Here is a 17321-nt window from a genome sequence, read left to right on the forward strand (position 1 = left end):
GGCTCCGGGGCGGGCCGGCACCTCTTGCCCGCCCCGGCACGCCTTCCACCTCACCGGAGCCCCTCATGAACGCGAATCCCAGCGCCGAACTCCTGGACAACCTGCTCACCTTGGCCGGCCAGGCCACCGCCGTGCGTGAGGAGGTACGCGTGTGGTCCATGTCCGGCGTCGAACGCGTGACCTTCACCGACGGCACCACGGCCATCTTCAAGTACGCCAAGAGGCCCTTCGACAGCGAGGACCAGGCCCTCCGCCTGGCTCACACACTCGGCGTCCCCGTCCCTCAGGTCCACGCCTCCGCCGTCCTTGACGGCTGGCTCGGCATGCTCATGGAAGACCTCGGCCCCGCCGTCCGCGAGGCCGACGACCTCGACGGCGTCGCCGCGGCCGTGGTCCTGCACGGCACCCGTACGGCTCCCGCCCTGCCCGTCCTCGACCAGGGACGGCTGGGCACGCTGCCGGCCCGGGCGCTGGAGCACCTGGACCAACTGCGTAAGGCCGAACGGTGGCAGGACGCGGACGACGTCGAGGACGCGCTCGACCGGATCGCCCAGGCCGCCGAGGCCCGCTCGGCCGGAGCGATGCTGGCGCCGTTCGGCTGGGTGCACTCCGAGTTCCACCCGACCAGCCTGCACATCGGCGAGCGCGACTGGCGGCTGCTGGACTTCGCCCGCGCCTTCACCGGTCCCGGCCTGCTCGACCTCGCCAGCTGGCACGGCACCGTCGAGCCCCCGCACCCCGTACGTCTGCGCGTCTTTCTGGAGCAGTACGTCACGGCTGGCGGCACCTCCGACGCCCTCGCCCCGCGCGGCGGGCTCATCGCGGAGAACTGGGCCCTGGGCTGGCACCGCATGTGGGCCGTCGAGTGGTTCATGGAGCAGTCCATCCGCTGGATCGACGACCCGGCCACCGACCCCGCCTACATCAAGGCCGTCCGCCGCCACCTCACCGACGTCCTCCACCTCCTGGAGATCTGACGTGCTGGCCCAGGCTTCCCCGTGGCACGTCCACGCCCTCCAGCGCACCGCCACCGCACTCGCCGAACCGCTGTCCGTACCCGCGCGAATGGAGTGGACCACCCGGCCCGGCCAAGGACCCGGAGCCGACATCCTCGGCGTGGACCTGCGCGGCAAGCGGCTCCTGGAGCTCGGCTGCGGCCCCGGCCACAACGCCGCCCACCTCGCCACCCGCCACGGCGCACACGTCACCGGGGTCGACCTGGTCGGCCTCCAGGTCCGCCGCGCCCGCTCCCACTACGGGCGGCTGAACAACCTCACCTTCGTTGTCGGCCACGCCCTGCACTACCTGCAAGCCTCCGACGAGCAGTTCGACGCGATCTACTCCGTTTTCGGCGCCGCAGGTCTCGTCGCCCCTGAGCTCCTGCTGCCCGCCATCGCCCAGCGCCTCACGCCCGGCCGGGTGCTCGCCTTCTCCGTTCCGCACCCGCAGCGCGGCGGCCGCAGCCCCTCCGGCGACGACCGGCCTCGCCGCGACCATGTCACCCTCCCCGACCGCACGCGACTGCCCATCGCCCGCTGGGAGTTCGCCACCGAGCGCTGGGAGAAGCACCTCAGCCACGCCGGCTTCTGGCTTACCTCGGCTCAGGAGTTCCACGACCCCCGCATGGGCCACTGGCCCACCACCCTGCTGATCCGCGGCCGCAAGCTCTGACAGCCGCGCTCGCCCCGGCTCACCCCCTGGAGGACCGATGCGTCCGCCCTACCTGCTCCTCGACATCGACGGCGTCCTCATACCCTTCCCCGCAGCCGACGGGACCACCCCGGCCACACACGCACGCCACGACGTCGTCCCTACCGGCCGCAGCGCAGACAACCCCGTCACCGTCTGGCTCAACCCGGACCACGGTCACCTGCTGATGGAGGTCATTCGTACCGGCCTGGTCACTCCCGTCTGGTGCACCAGCTGGCGCCAGGACGCCACCACCCTTATCGGCCCCCTCCTCGGCCTCCCGACCGTGCCGTATGTCGATCTCCCGCGTCCGCCGATCACCACTAGCCACCCGAACGGCTACCTGTGGAAGCGCGACCACGTCGACACCTGGCTCGGTGATGCACCCGCCGTCTGGATCGACGACGACTTCACCGGCCTCGATCACGAATGGGCAGTAGAGCGCGCCGCCAGGGGAACGGCGACCCTCCTCGTTCAGCCCGACCCCCACCTCGGGCTGCAGCCCGAGCACCTGACCGAGGTCACGACGTGGGTCTCGCAGTTACCCACAGCCCGCGTCGCCTGACGACCGATGCCCTCGCTGCCACGGGCAGCGAGGGCATCAGGGTGCGCTGTGGGTCCTGACTGGCTGGGCGCCGTTCAGTGAGCTCTTTCAGCGTGGCCGCCGATCAAGTGACTTGCGGCTGAGGACTTCAGCCGGCAGCTGCGCAGCTCAATTGCCACTCGGATGCTCAGATCGGACCATCAGGGGTGACATTTCGAGATAGGTGACACCTGATCTTGATGGTTGACACCACCCTGGGAAACGCCGGAGCCGTACCGGTTTTCTGCCGTGCCCGTTTTCGCTGCCCGCACGGCGCTAGCGTTGGGTCCCGTGATCGTATGGCTCAATGGCACCCACGGCGCAGGCAAGACGACGACCAGTGCACTCGTGCAGCAGCTGATCCCGGATTCACGGGTGTTCGACGCCGAGAAGGTCGGCGAGACACTCATGGACATCACGCCGGGGCTGCCCTGGACGGACAACTTCCAGCACTGGCCGCCCTGGCGGCCGCTCGTCGTCGAGACCGCCCGCCGCGTTCTCGACCGGTGGCACTCTGGTGATGCCCTTGACTGTCCTGGTCGAGCAGTACTGGCGCGTTCATCGCCGGCGGAGCGAGCGTCAAGCAGGTCCAGCTTGTCCTCGGGCACGCGTCCGCCGTCATCACGCTGCGGATCTACGCGCACTTGTGGCTGGGGGGAAGAAGACCGCACCCGGACCGTCATGGACGCCGTGCTCGGCGGCCTGCGGACCGGATGCGGACAGCTAGGCGACGCGACCCACGAAAGTGCAGGTCAGGCAGCCTAGGGGGAGGTCAGGCCTTCTTCGTCTCCCAGAAGATCGTGTCGATCCGGGCAATGAGCTCCAGTGCCTTCTCGCCCGTCTTCGGGTCCGTCGACGCCTTCGCCGACGACAGCGCCTTCAGGGCGTCGTTGACGAGCTGGTGCAGCTCCGGGTACTTCTCGAAGTGCGGGGGCTTGAAGTAGTCGCTCCACAGCACCGAAACGTGGTGCTTGGCAAGCTCCGCGCGCTGCTCCTTGATGACCGTGGCGCGCGCCTGGAAGTGCGCGTCGTCGTTGGCCTGCATCTTTTCCTGGACGGCCTTGACCGACTCGGCCTCAATGCGGGCCTGGGCGGGGTCGTACACGCCGCAGGGCAGGTCGCAGTGTGCGCTGACCTTCACCTTGGGGGCAAACAGGCGGGAGAGCATGTAAGAGCTTCCTTCCTCGTGATCGTCTTCTCAAGGGGGACATTACTCGGTGAGAGACGTGTTTTGACGGGTGCCCCCATGGGCTTAGGCCAAAAGTCCAGGGTCAGTATGAGACTGGTGGAGGATCGGACCGGAGGTGCCGGATGGTGGATCAAGGGCGGGAGCCGACAGCGATGTTCGGGGTCGCCGAAGTGACGGGTCTTTCCATGGTGCCGACGCTGCTGCACCGGGATCAGTTGCTCGTGCATTACGGAGTGGAACTGCGGGCGGGTGATGTGGCCGTACTGCGGCATCCGTTGCAGCAGGATCTGCTCATCGTGAAGCGGCTGGTCGAGCGGCGCGACGGTGGCTGGTGGGTGCTCGGCGACAACCAGGACGCCGAGGTCACGGACAGCAGGGCGTTCGGCGTGGTGCCGGGCGAGCTGGTGCTGGGGCGGGTACGGGCGCGGTACCGGCCCATTGTGGCGGGGCGTCAGCGTTCGATCGGGGTGGTGGTCTCCTGGCTGGTGTCCGCCGTGCGGCCCGTGCTGAGCGAGCGCTCCGTCTCCAGGCGCTTGCGGGCGCGGTAGGCGGCGACGTTGGCCCGGGTCGCGCAGCGGTCGGAGCAGTAGCGGCGGGATCGGTTGGTCGAGGTGTCCAGGTAGGCGTTGCGGCACGGCGCTGCCTGGCACAGGCCGAGGCGGTCGGCGCCGTGCTCGGTGAGGTGGAAGGCGAGGCCCATCGAGGCGATGGCGGCGTAGCCGGCGGTCGCGTTGGAGGGGTGGTCGGCGAGGTGCATGTGCCAGTCGGGACGACCGTCCTCCTTGCGCATCTGGTGGCCGGAGATCTGCGGGCTGACCGGGAATTCCATGAGAAGTGAATTCAGCAGGTCCACGGCGAGCGTTTCGTCCCCGCCGTCGGCCGCCTCGAAGATTGCGCGCAGACGGGCCCGTACCGAGCGGAAACGGGTGACATCCGCTTCGGTGGTACGGCGGGCTGCCGACGAATTGGCGCCGAAGAGCGCGCGGACCGCTTCCACCGAGGTGAGGGTGTCTTTATTACGGGCCGGCTCCTCGCTGTTGACCAGGCGCACGGCGTAGTCCGAGTAATAGGCCAGTTCCACTTGTAGTCCTTACGAGGGCGGTCTAAGGTTTCGAGGTATTAGTGGGTAATAGCTGGTTGTACTTCGAGGGTATTACGGTGTGGAGGTTCCGGTGGCGGAGACAGTGACGGGCACCGACTGGCGGGCCTGGCAGGAGAGCTGGGACCGGCAGCAGGAGTGGTACATGCCGGACCGCGAGGAGCGGTTCCGGGTCATGCTCGACATGGTCGAGGCCCTGGTCGGCCCCGAGCCGCGGGTGCTGGATCTTGCGTGCGGTACGGGAAGTATCACGGACCGGCTGTTGAAGCGGTTCCCTAGGGCCACCAGCACGGGCGTGGACCTCGACCCGGCGCTGCTCGCCATCGCGGAGGGGTACTTCGACGGGGACGAGCGGGTCACCTTCGTGACGGCCGACCTGAAGGACCCGCAGTGGACCGATGCGCTGCCGTACGAGTCGTACGACGCCGTCCTGACCGCCACCGCCCTGCACTGGCTGCACAGCGAGCCGCTGACGACTCTGTACGGGCAGGTCGGCGGGCTCGTACGCCCCGGCGGCGTCTTCATGAACGCCGACCACATGAAGGACGAGCGGACCCCTCGCATCAACGAGGCCGAACGCGCCCACCGGCACATGCAGATGGACCGCGCCAAGGCCGCCGGCGCGCTCGACTGGGCCGAGTGGTGGGAGCTGGCCGCCAAGGACCCCGTACTCGCCGCGCCGACCGCCAAGCGCTTCGAGATCTACGGCGAGCATGCCGACGGGGAGACGCCGAGCGTCGAGTGGCACGCGCGGACGCTGCGCGAGGCGGGCGGGTTCGGGGAGGCGCGGGCCGTGTGGGCGTCCCCGTCGGACTCCCTGGTCCTCGGGCTGAAATAGCCACCCGGTGAAAAACAGAGGAGTGGTGCCGCCCCGGGCGGCACCACTCCTCTGTTTCGTCGTCTTATGGCAGCTTCAGCTTACGGCAGCTTCAGCCAGGGGCTGCGGTAAGGCAGAGTGTTGGTTCCGTTGGACCACGTGAGCTGCGTAAAGGTGGCGTAGGCCTCGCCCCCCTGGTGCGTGCTGTCGCGGAAGTCGGGAGCGGTGAACCGCTTCGCGCGAAAGCCCCCGGAGGGGCACCGGTGCGTCTTTTGCGACATCACCCTCGAACCGCCCGTCCGGAGCACCACAATGGAGATTTTACAGCTGGGATGGCCGGAGCGAAGCGTGAAGTAGGCGTCGGGTCGTCCCACCCCGCGGCTCGGCGCGCTGATACAGGTCTTGATGTCGACATAGGTGCCCCTGGTGGTCGAGCCCTCGGTGTAGCTGGAGCAGCCACCGCCGCTCGCCGCCTGGGCGCTGGACCCCGTCATGACCGACGCGGCCACAATTCCGGCGACACCGACCACTCGCGCGGTCGTTTGTATGAAGCGATTCAATGAAACCCCCAGATTTGTCTCGCCGGAGATCCGGCGAGACGGTCACCGCGCACGCTACGGCGGCCCGTAGCCCGCGCATAGCGATCTTCGCGGTTTCAGAGGTTTCCTTGAGGTTGCGCCGGTACCCGGGTTCGTGGCGGTCACCAAGGGCCGGGCTCCGCCGCATTTGCGCGGCGGAGCCCGTTCGGTCGGCTCCTCGGAAGAGGGACGCCGGTCAGAGAACCTTGGACAGGAACGCCTTCGTCCGGTCGTGCTGCGGATTCGTCAGTACGTCGCGCGGGTTGCCCGACTCGACCACGACACCGCCGTCCATGAAGACGAGGGAATCGCCGACTTCGCGGGCGAAGCCCATCTCGTGCGTGACGACGATCATCGTCATGCCGTCCTCGGCGAGGCCGCGCATCACGTCGAGCACGTCGCCCACCAGCTCGGGGTCGAGCGCCGACGTCGGCTCGTCGAAGAGCATCAGCTTCGGCTCCATGGCCAGCGCACGGGCAATCGCCACGCGCTGCTGCTGGCCGCCGGAGAGCTGCGACGGGTAGTTCCTCGCCTTGTCGGCCAGGCCAACGCGGTCCAGCAGACGCTCGGCCCGCTCGCGAGCCACCGCCTTCGCCTCGCCCTTGACCTGGATCGGGGCTTCCATGACGTTTTCGAGTGCTGTCATGTGCGGGAAGAGGTTGAAGCGCTGGAAGACCATGCCGATGTCCCGGCGGTGCGCCGCGACCTCGCTGTCCTTCAGCTCGTAGAGCTTGTCGCCCTTCTCGCGGTAGCCGACCAGTCGGCCGTCCACGGACAGCCGGCCGGCGTTGATCTGCTCCAGGTGGTTGATGCACCGGAGGAAGGTCGACTTGCCGGAGCCGGACGGGCCGACCAGGCAGAACACCTCACGCGGGGCGACCTCCAGGTCGATGCCCTTGAGGATGTGGGCGGCGCCGTAGGACTTGTGTACGCCCTCGGCCTTCACCATGGCGGTCATGTCACACCCCCCTGGGGCTGGTAAGGGACAGCAGGTTCGTCTTGACCTTCTGCCACGGAGTCGGCGGCAGGCTGCGCAGCGAACCCCGTGCGTAACGGCGCTCCAGGTAGAACTGACCGACGCTGAACACGCTGGTCAGGACCAGGTACCAAACGGAGGCCACGAGCAGCATCTCCATCACGGCGAACGAGGTGGAGCCGATGTTCTGCGCTGCGCGCAGCAGGTCCACGTACCCCACGACCGCCACCAAGGACGAGGTCTTGAGCAGGTTGATGAACTCGTTGCCGGTCGGCGGCACGATCACCCGCATCGCCTGCGGCAGCACCACCCGCCGCATGGTCTTGATGTTGTTCATGCCCAGGGCGTGCGACGCCTCGGTCTGGCCCTCGTCGACGGACTGGATGCCGGCCCGGACGATCTCGGCCATGTAGGCGCCCTCGTTCAGGCCGAGGCCCAGCAGGGCGACCATGAACGGCGTCATGACCTCGACCATGTTCTCCTTGTAGATCGGCCCGAGGTCGAGGGTCTTGAAGACGATCGCAAGGTTGAACCACAGCAGCAGCTGCACGAACACCGGGGTGCCGCGGAAGAACCAGATGTACAGCCAGGCCACCGCACCAGTGACCGGGTTCTTCGACAGTCGCATGACCGCGAAGACGATGCCCAGGACGAGTCCGATGAGCATCGAGAGCACGCTGATCAGGAGCGTGCGGCCCATGCCCGCCAGGATCCGGTCGTCGAAGATGAACTCCCCGACCGTGTCCCAGCGGACGTCGCCCTGCGAGAACGCGTAGATCAGCATGCCCAGCAGCGCGACCACGATCACACCGGAGACCCAGCGGCCCCAGTGCCGCACCGGGATGGCCTTGATCTGCTCGGGGTGAGCGGGGGCGTCTGCCACCTTGGCGGCCGCCGAGTCCTCCGGAGGCTCGTCGGCGGGCGCCTTGTCGAACTTGTCAGTCACTGTGACTGCCCTTCAGTGAAGCGCTTGAGGCGAGAACGCCGGGATTTACTTGCCGGCGTTGATGGTCGCCTCGGTGACGGCACTGTTCTTGACGTCCCACTTCTCCAGGACCTTCTCGTACTCACCGTTCTTGATGATCGCGTTGAGAGCGTCCTTGAGCGCGTCACGCAGCTGCGTGTTGTCCTTGTTCACGGCGATGCCGAAGGGGCCGGCACCGACCTGGCCGCCTGCGACCTCGAAGTCCTTGCCGCCGCCCGCGGTCTTCGCGATGTGTGCGGCGACCGGGTAGTCGTTCAGGTCGGCCACGGCGGCGCCGATCTTCACGCGGGTCTGCGCCTCGGCGTCGGTGTCGAACGACGCGATCTCAAGCGTCTTCTTGCCGCACTTCTTGGCCTGGTCCTTGAAGGTGGTCTCGTAGATCGTGCCGCGCTGGACGGCGACCTTCTTGCCGCACAGGTCGTCCAGAGACTTGATGTTCTCCGGGTTGCCCTTCTTGACCAGCAGCGAGACGCCCGAGTTGAAGTAGTCGACGAAGTCGACACCCTTACCGGCCTTCTTGCCCTTCTCGTCCAGGCCCTCCTGGCGGGCCTTGGTGTCACTCATGGCCGACATGACGATGTCCTGGCGGCCGGTGTTCAGCGACGTGATCAGGCCGTCGAAGGTGCCGCTGGTGAACGTGAACTTGACGCCGAGCTGCTTGCCGAGGGCCGCGGCGATGTCGGGGTCGATACCGACGATCTTTCCGCCCTCTTCGTACTCCATCGGAGCGTATGCGGCGTCCGTACCGACCTTGATCACGCCGGCGTCCTGGATCTTCTTCGGCAGCTTGTCGAAGAGAGGGGCGTCTGAGGTCTTGGTGGCGCCGCCGTTGTCGCCGGTCTGGTCGCCGCAGCCGGTCAGCAGCATGGTGCCCGCGACCGCGATCGCGCCGACCGCGACAATCCGGGACTTCGTAGCGGCCGTACGACGGGTGGTGCTAGCGGTCATGGTTCGTTCCTCCAGCGGGATGGGGGAGTGGCCTGAGGGGTCGGGCACACTGCTTCGAGTATCGCGACCTCGTGTGATTACGGCATCTTGCCATTCGGACTAGCCCATTCAGGGCTCCAGTCATGTCAAAATCGGGTAACGGGTGACCCCCGAATCCCAACAGGCCGGTACATCAGGGCCGGACCATCTGTTGGGCACTGCCTTTCCGGCCGGAAAATCTTCGGTCCGTCTCGCCATTTGAGCGCGTTTCGTGCCGCCAAACGGACTTGTCCGGATATGCGCGCATGAGTCGTAGCACGTAGGCGATATGGGCTCGTCGGCGGTGCCGTCGGTCAGGTAGAAAAGACGGTTACACCCCTCATCCGGGGCTCAGGGCGCGTGTGCGGCGCGCCCGCGCGTACGTACCTCCTCCCTGCCTGGGCGGGCCAACCGGCCGGCGCAGGGAACGGACGCGGTGCCCGCCCACCCCTCCTCAACCAGGAGTGGCCACCCTCAAATGATGAAGACTTAAGGGGTCAACAAATGGCAGCGGAGATCGTCAATCCTCGCAGCGACAGTGACAGCACCACAGAGGGCTCAGAGGAGCCCTTCGATCCGGCATTTGCCCTGCACCGCGGCGGCAAGATGGCCATCCAGGCAACCGTGCCCGTGCGCGACAAGGACGACCTGTCCCTCGCGTACACGCCGGGGGTCGCCAAGGTGTGCAGTGCGATCGCCGATGAGCCCGATCTGGTGAACGACTACACGTGGAAGTCGAACGTCGTGGCCGTCGTGACGGACGGTACGGCGGTTCTGGGACTCGGCGACATCGGTCCTGAGGCCTCGCTCCCCGTCATGGAGGGCAAGGCGATTCTGTTCAAGCAGTTCGGCGGCGTCGACGCGGTTCCGATCGCTCTCGCGACGACCGACGTCGAGGAGATCATCGAGACAGTCGTCCGCCTCGCGCCGTCCTTCGGCGGCGTGAACCTGGAAGACATCTCGGCTCCTCGCTGCTTCGAGATCGAGCGCCGGCTCCAGGAAGAGCTGGACATTCCGGTCTTCCACGACGACCAGCACGGCACGGCCGTGGTCACCCTGGCCGCGCTGCGCAATGCCGCCAGGCTCACCGGCCGTACGCTCGGCGACCTGCGGGCCGTCATCTCGGGCGCCGGCGCGGCCGGTGTCGCCATCGCCAAGTTCCTGCTTGCGGCGGGGATCGGCGATGTCGCCGTGGCCGACCGCAAGGGCATTGTCAGCCGGGACCGCGAGGACCTGACGGACGTCAAGCGCGAGCTGGCCGACATCACCAACCGGGCCGGTCTGAGCGGTTCGCTGGAGACCGCGCTGGCCGGAGCCGACGTCTTCATCGGCGTCTCCGGCGGTACGGTGCCGGAGCCTGCGGTGGCTTCGATGGCGCCGCGGTCGTTCGTGTTCGCGATGGCCAACCCGAACCCCGAGGTGCACCCGGACGTGGCGCACAAGTACGCGGCGGTCGTCGCGACGGGGCGCAGCGACTACCCGAACCAGATCAACAACGTGCTGGCCTTCCCGGGGATCTTCGCGGGTGCGCTCCAGGTGCGGGCCTCCCGTATCACGGAGGGCATGAAGATCGCGGCGGCGAACGCGCTGGCGGACGTCGTGGGCGATGCGCTCGCCGCGGACTACGTCATCCCCTCGCCGTTCGACGAGCGGGTCGCCCCGGCGGTCACTGCGGCGGTTGCCGCGGCGGCTCGCGCCGAGGGTGTGGCGCGGCGGTAGGCGTTCTGGGCTTCACCGGTACGGGCCGTGCCGCACCCCTGCGAGGGGGCGCGGCGCGGCCCGTGCGCTGTGCGGTGGGGGTCGCGGGTGCGTGAGGGACGTGTGTCACACCAATGCGCGGTTCCGTCGCGTACCGAGCCGTCCTATCGTCATGGTCATGTTCGCTGCCTACGCCGCCCGCATCGACCGTGACCAGCCGCTCAGCGGCCTTGAGCTGGGAGAGAGGCCGGCACCCGACGTACGACCCGGCTGGACCACCGTCACCGTCAAGGCCGCCTCCCTCAACCACCACGACCTCTGGTCGCTGCGCGGCGTGGGGCTCGGGGAGGGGGCGCTGCCGATGATCCTCGGGTGCGACGCCGCCGGGATCGACGCCGACGGCAACGAGGTCGTCGTGCACTCCGTCATCGGCGAGACCGGGCACGGCGTTGGCCCGCGCGAGAAGCGGTCGATCCTCACCGAGAAGTACCAGGGCACCTTCGCCGAGCAGGTCACCGTGCCCGTCTGGAACGTGCTGCCCAAGCCCAGGGAGCTGTCGTTCGCGGAGGCCGCGTGCCTGCCGACCGCCTGGCTCACCGCGTACCGCATGCTCTTCACGAATGCGGGCGTACGGCCCGGGGACGCGGTCCTCGTGCAGGGCGCCGGCGGCGGTGTCGCCACCGCCGCGATCGTCCTCGGCAAGGCGGCGGGGCTCAGGATGTACGCCACCAGCCGCGACGAGGGCAAGCGCAAGCGGGCGGTCGAACTGGGCGCGGTGGAGGCGTTCGAGCCGGGCGCGCGGCTGCCCCAGCGGGTGGACGCGGTGATCGAGACCGTCGGTGCCGCCACCTGGTCGCACTCGGTGAAGTCGCTCCGGCCCGGCGGCACGCTGGTCATCTCGGGCGCCACGAGCGGGACGAACCCGCCGTCCGCCGAGCTGAACCGGATCTTCTTCCTGGAGCTCAAGGTCATCGGCTCGACGATGGGGTCGAAGGACGAGCTGGAGGACCTGCTCTCGTTCTGCGCGGCGACGGGCGTACGTCCGGTCATCGACGAGGTGCTGCCGCTGGATCGGGCGCGCGAGGGCTTCGAGCGGATGGCCGCGGGCGATCAGTTCGGAAAGATCGTGCTTACTCCCTCTTGATGGGTCGTCAGTTCTGCTGATGTGCTCTCCGCACGTGACTACGCGACTACGTGCCGGAGGCCTTCTGTGCGAACTGTGCGATGTGTTGCTGCTGTTGTTTGTGCTTTCGCACTGGCGGGTGGGGCGCTTGCCCCGGCCGCCAGTGCGCGTGAGAGCCGTGAGACCGGCCGTGATGTGATCCCGCGGCTCACCGACGACCGCGGTCGCGTTCTCACCCTGCGCGGCTGGAACGTCGAGGACAAGAACAACCGTGGCGAGAACGCCCTCACCGCCATCACCGAGAAGCACTTCCGCGACATGAGCGCCAGAGGCTTCAACTTCGCCCGGCTGCTGGTCTTCTGGGACGACCTTGAGCCGCGGCGGGGTCAGTACAGCACGGCGTACCTCCGCAAGATCGAACGCATCCTGGACTGGGCCGAGAAGTACGACATACATGTACTGATCGACGCCCACCAGGACGTCTTCGGCCCCGCCTTCGGCCACCGCGGCATCCCGGAGTGGGCGACGCGCACCGACGGGCTGCCGTTCGAGCCGAACCCCGACGACTGGTTCTCGGAGTACTTCCAGCCCGCCGTGCAGCGCGCCTTCACCCACCTGTACGAGGACCCCGACCTTCAGCGGGCTCAGTCCCGGATGTGGCGGGTGATCGCCGATCGGTTCGAGGACCACCCGGCCGTTCTCGGGTACGACCTGATCAATGAGCCGATGGGTGAGCTGAGGCAGGGCGAGGATCTCGCGACCGCCGCCCGTCGCATCGAGCGCGACCAGATCACCCCCATGCACAACCGCCTCGCGGACGCGGTCCGTTCGGTCGACCGCGACAGCTGGGTTTTCGTCGAGCCGACGCCGATCGTGGGGGAGGGCGTTCCGACCGGACTCGGCAAGATCAAGGACCCCAAGGTCGTCTACGCCCCGCACTTCTACAACGCCGCGATGGAGGCGGGCGCGGACTACGACCCGTCGGCCCGCTGGATCGAGTCGTACGAGGCCGCCGTCACGGCGTATCCGAAGGAGCACGGCATCCCCGTGGTGGTCGGGGAATGGGGGCCGCTCAACAACTCGCTCCCGAACATGGGGCGTTTCTACCGCGAGGCGCTGGCGTCGCTGAACCGCTACAGCTCCGGCTGGGCCGGCTACGTCTGGTGTTACGGCGGTGGCTATTGCGCGGTCGACGGCGCGGGGGTCTTCCGTACGAACAAGGAGCAGACCGCATCGCCGTACGCGCGCGCCGTGGCGGGGAGGGTGAGCTCGGAGTCGTACGACGCTGCTTCCCGGACGTATCGCCTGTCGTACGTCGCCTCTGCGCGGCACGGAGTGACGGAGCTTGCGCTGCCTTCGCGTGCGGGTGACTGGCGGGTGGTGGCCGAGGGGGCGGCGTGGGTCGTTGGCGGGCGGATCTTTGCGTGGCCGGGTGCGCGGGTCTCTGTGACTGTCGCGCCGAGGGGTGATCTGGCTGTCAACCAGGGTTGACGCGATGATGGCTGTCAATGTAGGTTGACAGGCATGACCGAAGCAACGGATCTCGCCGAGCGCGCGGGCGACGGCGACCCGCGGGTCGGGCTGCGTGCCGTCGTCGCGCTGCGGCGGCTGCTTGAGCAGCTCGAAGCCGTACAAGTGAGAAGCGCCCGTGCCAAGGGCTGGTCGTGGCAGGAGATCGCTGCCGAGCTGGGCGTCAGCAGGCAGGCCGTGCACAAGAAGTACGGGAGGCATTGATGTTCGAGCGGTTCACGGAGAGCGCCCGGGGTGTGGTGGAGGGTGCGGTCGCCCAGGCGGAACGGGCGAACGCCGACTCCGTCACCGAGGAGCATCTGCTGCTCGCCCTGCTGGACCAGGAAGGGACGCGGTCGTCGTTCGCCTTCGCCTCGCTCGGGATCACCGGGCGGCGGGCCGCGGTGGAGGCGGCGCTGGCGGATGCGCGGCGCCGGGGCGGGCTCTCGAAGGCCGACACGGATGCGCTCTCCGGCCTCGGTATCGACGTCGCGGAGATCGTGTCGAAGGTCGAAGCGGTGCACGGGCAGGGGGCGCTGGCGGGCGACAAGAAATCGAAGCGGTGGTGGTCGGGGCACCGGTCGTTCACGCGGCCGGCGAAGGACACGCTGGTGAAGTCCCTGCGGATCGCGGTGGGGCGCGGTGACCGGCACATCGGCGACGAACACATGCTGCTGGCGCTCAGCGCGCAGCGGGGGGTGGTGGCCGAGGTGCTGGTGGAGTACGGGGCGGATTACGGGGCGTTGGAGCGGGCGATGTTCGGGGGTGGCGGGGCGACGGGTGCGGGTGCGGTGGCGGGCTGACCCGGTGCGGGTGCGGCGCCGTGCCGTGCCGGTGCGACGGGTGCGGGTGCGGTGCCGTGCGGGTCGCCTGCGGCGCTGTTCCCCTGCCCTTCCCCAAGCTCTCAACTTCGTTCGAGCAGGGGAGACCCCATTCTTCCCGCTGTGACATTTTGCGGCTGCCGCCCCGTGGGGGCTCCGGCCCGGACCCCGCTCCTCAGACTCCCCAAGGGTTCCGTCCAGGGGGGACCCCAGGGGCTGAAATCTTCCGGCCCGGCCGGAAAAACCAGCTCGTCCGGCGTTTGAGGACACTCCCCTCCGCCCTGTGGGCGTGGGGACCCCCAGAAGGGCGTCCACGGGGTCTGGGGGCTTGCCCCTCACGCGGCGGCAGCCGCAAATGTCACAGCCGGGAACAATGGGGTCTCCCCTGCTCGAACGAAGTTGAGAGCTTGGGGAAGGGCAGGGGAAAGGACCCCCTACGCCTTCGGGTTCCGCAGCACCGCTCCGATGTGCGCCGCCGCCGTCGACAAGTGGCGGCGCGCCTCGCGTAGCTGCTCCTCCGTTACGCCCCTGTCCCGCGCCGCGTCGCGGATGTCGTCGCGGAAGCGGTCCAGCAGGCGGTCGAGGTCACGGGCCGGGTCGCCGGAGGGCGCCTCGTGGGCCCACTCGGGCTCGGGCGGAGTGTCCGTACGCTCGACCTTGACCTCGGTGGCAGGCTCCGCGTCGCGCTGCGGCCGGCCGAAGAAGCCGAACTCCTTCGTGATCTCGGCCAGCCCCTCCCGTACCCCCTTCGGCCAGTCCCCCCGCGCAAACGTGTCCTGGACCTGCTCCTGCACCTGCTGGGCGATGCGCTGCACCTGCTCGCGTGCCTTCTCCTGCGCCTCCTTGGCCTGGCGGCGGGCCTGCTGCGCGTCCTCGCGGGCGCGGCGGCTCTCGTCCTTTGCCCGGCGTGCCTGCTCCTTCCACTCCTGCCTGGCCTTGCGCAGCTCCTCCTTCGCCGCCTGCCACGCCTCCTTGTCGCCGAACGCGCTCTCCCAGTCGCTGCTCCCGCTCCCGGCCTTGGCGTCCGTCCCGGTCGCTGCCGCCGCCGCCCGCATTTCGCGGCGCAGGTTGCCCGCCGCGCCGCGTACGTCGTCGCGGATCTCGGCGGCGAGCTCGGAGACCGACTCGCGGATCTCCAGCTCCAGGTCCGCCAGTTCTCCGCCGCGGCCCGCCAGTTCGGCACGCCCCGCATCGGTGATCGAGTAGACCTTGCGGCCGCCCTCGGTGGCGTGCGTGACCAGGCCCTCGGCCTCCAGCTTGGCGAGGCGGGGGTAGACGGTGCCGGCGGACGGGGCGTACAGGCCCTGGAAACGCTCCTCCAGGAGACGGATCACTTCGTAACCGTGGCGCGGCGCCTCGTCGAGCAGCTTGAGGAGGTACAGGCGAAGGCGGCCGTGGGCGAAGACGGGGGGCATGTCAGAGCACCTTCTTGTCGGCCGGGGCGGTGTCGTGGTCGGCGCGGGCGTCGTCCTCCGTCGGCGGGCGGCGGAGCAGGGCGATGGATCCGGAGACGGTCGTCGCCCGGAGCTTGCCGTTGCCCGCGCCCAGCGTGCCCGTGATCTTCTTGGCGCCGAACTGGCCCCCGACCCGCAGGTCGTCGAACGCGTTGGAGACGGAGCCGCTCGCGGTGTTCGCCTCGACCCGGGCGTCCGCCGGGTGCGGCAGGCGGATCGCGACCTCGCCGGAGACCGAGGTCAGGGCGATGTCGGTGGGGTTCCCCGCACGGTCGATGTCGACGGCCAGGTCGCCGCTGATCGATTCGGCCCGTACGGACGCACCGGCGCCGTCGATCACCGTCAGGTCGCCGGAGACCGACTTGAAGCCGAGGCTTCCGGTGACGGCCTGGGCTTCCAGGCTGCCCGTGACGGTGTCGGCGCGGACGGCGCCGGAGAGGCCCACGAGGGTGGTGTCGCCGTTGATGCCGCGTACGTCCGTACGCCCCCGGATTCCGGAAACGACGGCTCCCGCGCCGATCACGCCGACCTCTACGGAGGAGTCGGCGGGTACGGCGAGGGAGACGACGGCGCTGCGGTTCCAGCCCTTGCGGTCGAGCCACTTGAGGAAGCCCTTCCAGGGCAGGTCCTCGTAGGCGACGGTCAGGGTGCCGCCGTTCTGGGTCACGGTCAGCGGGGGGCCCGCGATGTCGGACACCTCCAGGCGGGCGGGGCCCTCCTCGATGCCGACGACGTTGACCGTCCCGTTGACGATGCGCACGTTGAGCGCCGTCACCGGGTCCTCGAACGTGAGCTTCTTCGGCTCAGCGACGGACCACTCGGGCATGCTGACCTCCTCGACGGGCATGGACGCAACATATCGCGTCTCTATGAAAACACGATATATCGCGGCCCTGGGAAGTCAAGGGCGGAGGCGTGGACGGGCGGGCCTTACGCGTCAAACACGGGCAAATTGCCCTAGCGTAAAGGCATGAACGCGACACCCCGACCCGGCCACGGACCCGGCCCCGGACCCGTAGGAGCGCTCCTGCTCTGCCGGGCCGACACCGACGCCGTCCGCCCCGCCGCACATCTGCTGCGCGAACGGCTGCTGCTGGCCCCGGCGGCCGGGACCGGTGAGCGGTGGAGCGTGCTGGTGCCCGAGGGCAAGCCGTGGCTGGACGACGGTGAAGCCGTCGACGGGGTGATCGCGGGCTGGGCCACGGCGCTTGCCGTCGGCGTCAACTGGCCCGTTCTGGCCCTGTGGTGGGACGCCGACCGGACCGGTTTCACCCTGGCTTCGGGCTTCCGGCGCCATGTGGGTTACGTATGGCTCGCGGACGGGACACCGGTCGGCGAGGACGAGGCGATGCGTACGTTCGCGGCGCGGCTCGGCCTCGATCCCGTACTCGACATGGAGGCCCTGGAACCGCTCACCCGCCCCGACCCCGACGCGGACGGCCGGGCCCGCCTGCTCGGGCTGCTGGCGGTCCTGTCCCGCTCGGGCCTCACCCTGCCCGGGGGCCTCGCCCCCGGCGAACCCGCCGACCGGCTGCGCGAGGCGGCACGCGTGCTGCCCGGTGCGGAGACGGTCGAGTGGCCGGGCTGGCGCGACGCGGTCCGCGCGGAGCTCGACGTGGTCGACGCCGGCCCCTTCGGTCCCTGGGTCCGTGGCCCCAAGGCCCGCCTCCTCGGCAGGGCCCAGCTGGCGTTGGGCGTACCGCTGGCGTTGTGGGGCCTGTGGCGGCGCAGCGGCGGCTGGGCGTTCGCGGGCGGCGTGCTGATGGCGCAGGGTGCGCTGGGTCTGGCGTACGACCGCTTGCGGGCACGGGACTGACCGCCGGTACCGGCGGGT

The 17321-nt window shown here is 69.0% G+C and carries 19 protein-coding genes and 2 pseudogenes; 13 read left to right on the forward strand and 8 right to left on the reverse strand.

Annotated features, from left to right (window positions below):
- The first annotated feature begins 65 nt into the window (after nucleotides 1-65).
- The 5 genes and pseudogenes from PXH83_RS20910 to PXH83_RS32360 all read left to right on the forward strand — a co-directional run.
- The gene (locus PXH83_RS20910) at nucleotides 66-977 is read left to right on the forward strand and encodes a phosphotransferase family protein (RefSeq protein ID WP_274561932.1); all 912 of its coding nucleotides are present in this window, start codon (nucleotides 66-68) and stop codon (nucleotides 975-977) included.
- Nucleotide 978: 1 nt separating this feature from the next.
- A complete protein-coding gene (locus PXH83_RS20915; RefSeq protein ID WP_274561933.1) occupies nucleotides 979-1671 on the forward strand; it encodes a class I SAM-dependent methyltransferase in 693 nt (230 codons plus the stop codon).
- A gap of 37 nt (nucleotides 1672-1708) precedes the next feature.
- Nucleotides 1709-2254 carry an HAD domain-containing protein gene (locus tag PXH83_RS20920; RefSeq protein ID WP_274561934.1) on the forward strand — a complete coding sequence of 182 codons (546 nt, stop codon included), beginning with the start codon at nucleotides 1709-1711 and terminating at the stop codon, nucleotides 2252-2254.
- 309 nt (nucleotides 2255-2563) lie between these two features.
- Nucleotides 2564-2828, forward strand: a pseudogene (locus PXH83_RS20925) (ATP-binding protein); the annotation flags it as partial.
- A pseudogene (locus tag PXH83_RS32360) lies at nucleotides 2827-3037 on the forward strand (tyrosine-type recombinase/integrase); the annotation flags it as partial. The pseudogenes PXH83_RS20925 and PXH83_RS32360, both read left to right, overlap by 2 nt.
- Before the next feature lie 7 nt (nucleotides 3038-3044).
- Here the strand turns inward: PXH83_RS32360 and sodN are convergent.
- Nucleotides 3045-3440, reverse strand: a complete 396-nt coding sequence (gene sodN, locus PXH83_RS20930) for a superoxide dismutase, Ni (RefSeq protein WP_214920357.1) — start codon at nucleotides 3438-3440, stop codon at nucleotides 3045-3047.
- A gap of 143 nt (nucleotides 3441-3583) precedes the next feature.
- Between sodN and sodX the strand changes: the two genes are divergently transcribed.
- On the forward strand, nucleotides 3584-4009 hold the full coding sequence (sodX, locus tag PXH83_RS20935) for a nickel-type superoxide dismutase maturation protease (RefSeq protein WP_274561935.1): 426 nt from the start codon (nucleotides 3584-3586) through the stop codon (nucleotides 4007-4009).
- On the opposite strand, the gene PXH83_RS20940 is transcribed toward sodX, so the two are convergent.
- On the reverse strand, nucleotides 3913-4542 hold the full coding sequence (locus tag PXH83_RS20940; protein ID WP_274561936.1) for a CGNR zinc finger domain-containing protein: 630 nt from the start codon (nucleotides 4540-4542) through the stop codon (nucleotides 3913-3915). The genes sodX and PXH83_RS20940 overlap by 97 nt on opposite strands.
- Before the next feature lie 79 nt (nucleotides 4543-4621).
- On the opposite strand from PXH83_RS20940, the gene PXH83_RS20945 reads away from it, so the two are divergent.
- The gene (locus PXH83_RS20945) at nucleotides 4622-5398 is read left to right on the forward strand and encodes a class I SAM-dependent methyltransferase (RefSeq protein WP_420803192.1); all 777 of its coding nucleotides are present in this window, start codon (nucleotides 4622-4624) and stop codon (nucleotides 5396-5398) included.
- Between the two features lie 80 nt (nucleotides 5399-5478).
- Here the strand turns inward: PXH83_RS20945 and PXH83_RS20950 are convergent, their stop codons facing one another.
- The 4 genes from PXH83_RS20950 to PXH83_RS20965 all read right to left on the reverse strand — a co-directional run bounded on the left by PXH83_RS20950 (nucleotide 5479) and on the right by PXH83_RS20965 (nucleotide 8864).
- Complete coding sequence (locus PXH83_RS20950; RefSeq protein WP_274561937.1) at nucleotides 5479-5907, reverse strand: hypothetical protein; 429 nt, start codon at nucleotides 5905-5907, stop codon at nucleotides 5479-5481.
- A gap of 244 nt (nucleotides 5908-6151) precedes the next feature.
- Nucleotides 6152-6913, reverse strand: coding sequence for an amino acid ABC transporter ATP-binding protein (locus PXH83_RS20955; RefSeq protein WP_274561938.1), 762 nt, complete (start codon nucleotides 6911-6913; stop codon nucleotides 6152-6154).
- A 1-nt stretch (nucleotide 6914) separates the two neighbouring features.
- Nucleotides 6915-7877 (reverse strand): amino acid ABC transporter permease, encoded by a 963-nt coding sequence (locus PXH83_RS20960; RefSeq protein WP_274561939.1) that lies wholly within the window; start codon nucleotides 7875-7877, stop codon nucleotides 6915-6917.
- Nucleotides 7878-7922: 45 nt separating this feature from the next.
- Nucleotides 7923-8864, reverse strand: coding sequence for an ABC transporter substrate-binding protein (locus tag PXH83_RS20965; RefSeq protein ID WP_274561940.1), 942 nt, complete (start codon nucleotides 8862-8864; stop codon nucleotides 7923-7925).
- 522 nt (nucleotides 8865-9386) lie between these two features.
- On the opposite strand from PXH83_RS20965, the gene PXH83_RS20970 reads away from it, so the two are divergent.
- The 5 genes from PXH83_RS20970 to PXH83_RS20990 all read left to right on the forward strand — a co-directional run bounded on the left by PXH83_RS20970 (nucleotide 9387) and on the right by PXH83_RS20990 (nucleotide 14015).
- Nucleotides 9387-10601, forward strand: coding sequence for an NAD(P)-dependent malic enzyme (locus tag PXH83_RS20970; protein WP_214920019.1), 1215 nt, complete (start codon nucleotides 9387-9389; stop codon nucleotides 10599-10601).
- A gap of 151 nt (nucleotides 10602-10752) precedes the next feature.
- Nucleotides 10753-11724: a zinc-binding dehydrogenase gene (locus PXH83_RS20975; RefSeq protein ID WP_274561941.1), complete on the forward strand. Its 972-nt coding sequence runs from the start codon at nucleotides 10753-10755 to the stop codon at nucleotides 11722-11724.
- A gap of 66 nt (nucleotides 11725-11790) precedes the next feature.
- Nucleotides 11791-13194, forward strand: coding sequence for a cellulase family glycosylhydrolase (locus PXH83_RS20980; RefSeq protein ID WP_274561942.1), 1404 nt, complete (start codon nucleotides 11791-11793; stop codon nucleotides 13192-13194).
- A gap of 33 nt (nucleotides 13195-13227) precedes the next feature.
- On the forward strand, nucleotides 13228-13437 hold the full coding sequence (locus PXH83_RS20985) for a helix-turn-helix domain-containing protein (RefSeq protein ID WP_214920016.1): 210 nt from the start codon (nucleotides 13228-13230) through the stop codon (nucleotides 13435-13437).
- The gene (locus tag PXH83_RS20990; RefSeq protein ID WP_274561944.1) at nucleotides 13437-14015 is read left to right on the forward strand and encodes a Clp protease N-terminal domain-containing protein; all 579 of its coding nucleotides are present in this window, start codon (nucleotides 13437-13439) and stop codon (nucleotides 14013-14015) included. The genes PXH83_RS20985 and PXH83_RS20990 overlap by 1 nt, the downstream gene beginning before the upstream one ends.
- A gap of 452 nt (nucleotides 14016-14467) precedes the next feature.
- Here the strand turns inward: PXH83_RS20990 and PXH83_RS20995 are convergent, their stop codons facing one another.
- Both PXH83_RS20995 and PXH83_RS21000 read right to left on the reverse strand, forming a co-directional pair.
- Nucleotides 14468-15448 (reverse strand): PadR family transcriptional regulator, encoded by a 981-nt coding sequence (locus PXH83_RS20995; RefSeq protein ID WP_274561945.1) that lies wholly within the window; start codon nucleotides 15446-15448, stop codon nucleotides 14468-14470.
- A 1-nt stretch (nucleotide 15449) separates the two neighbouring features.
- The gene (locus PXH83_RS21000; protein ID WP_274562930.1) at nucleotides 15450-16313 is read right to left on the reverse strand and encodes a DUF4097 family beta strand repeat-containing protein; all 864 of its coding nucleotides are present in this window, start codon (nucleotides 16311-16313) and stop codon (nucleotides 15450-15452) included.
- 144 nt (nucleotides 16314-16457) lie between these two features.
- On the opposite strand from PXH83_RS21000, the gene PXH83_RS21005 reads away from it, so the two are divergent.
- The gene (locus PXH83_RS21005) at nucleotides 16458-17303 is read left to right on the forward strand and encodes a hypothetical protein (RefSeq protein WP_274561946.1); all 846 of its coding nucleotides are present in this window, start codon (nucleotides 16458-16460) and stop codon (nucleotides 17301-17303) included.
- The last annotated feature ends 18 nt before the right edge of the window (nucleotides 17304-17321 follow it).

Origin of the sequence: Streptomyces spiramyceticus, assembly GCF_028807635.1 — a bacterium.
Classification (GTDB): domain Bacteria; phylum Actinomycetota; class Actinomycetes; order Streptomycetales; family Streptomycetaceae; genus Streptomyces; species Streptomyces spiramyceticus.

Bases quoted from the DNA above. Each gene is read 5' to 3' on its own strand.
- PXH83_RS20965 (WP_274561940.1), bottom strand. From the start codon at position 8,864: ATGACCGCTAGCACCACCCGTCGTACGGCCGCTACGAAGTCCCGGATT.
- PXH83_RS20985 (WP_214920016.1), top strand. From the start codon at position 13,228: ATGACCGAAGCAACGGATCTCGCCGAGCGCGCGGGCGACGGCGACCCG.
- PXH83_RS20975 (WP_274561941.1), top strand. From the start codon at position 10,753: ATGGTCATGTTCGCTGCCTACGCCGCCCGCATCGACCGTGACCAGCCG.
- PXH83_RS20910 (WP_274561932.1), top strand. From the start codon at position 66: ATGAACGCGAATCCCAGCGCCGAACTCCTGGACAACCTGCTCACCTTG.
- PXH83_RS21000 (WP_274562930.1), bottom strand. From the start codon at position 16,313: ATGCCCGAGTGGTCCGTCGCTGAGCCGAAGAAGCTCACGTTCGAGGAC.
- sodX (WP_274561935.1), top strand. From the start codon at position 3,584: ATGGTGGATCAAGGGCGGGAGCCGACAGCGATGTTCGGGGTCGCCGAA.
- PXH83_RS20995 (WP_274561945.1), bottom strand. From the start codon at position 15,448: ATGCCCCCCGTCTTCGCCCACGGCCGCCTTCGCCTGTACCTCCTCAAG.
- PXH83_RS20920 (WP_274561934.1), top strand. From the start codon at position 1,709: ATGCGTCCGCCCTACCTGCTCCTCGACATCGACGGCGTCCTCATACCC.
- PXH83_RS20955 (WP_274561938.1), bottom strand. From the start codon at position 6,913: ATGACCGCCATGGTGAAGGCCGAGGGCGTACACAAGTCCTACGGCGCC.
- PXH83_RS20970 (WP_214920019.1), top strand. From the start codon at position 9,387: ATGGCAGCGGAGATCGTCAATCCTCGCAGCGACAGTGACAGCACCACA.
- sodN (WP_214920357.1), bottom strand. From the start codon at position 3,440: ATGCTCTCCCGCCTGTTTGCCCCCAAGGTGAAGGTCAGCGCACACTGC.
- PXH83_RS20990 (WP_274561944.1), top strand. From the start codon at position 13,437: ATGTTCGAGCGGTTCACGGAGAGCGCCCGGGGTGTGGTGGAGGGTGCG.
- PXH83_RS21005 (WP_274561946.1), top strand. From the start codon at position 16,458: ATGAACGCGACACCCCGACCCGGCCACGGACCCGGCCCCGGACCCGTA.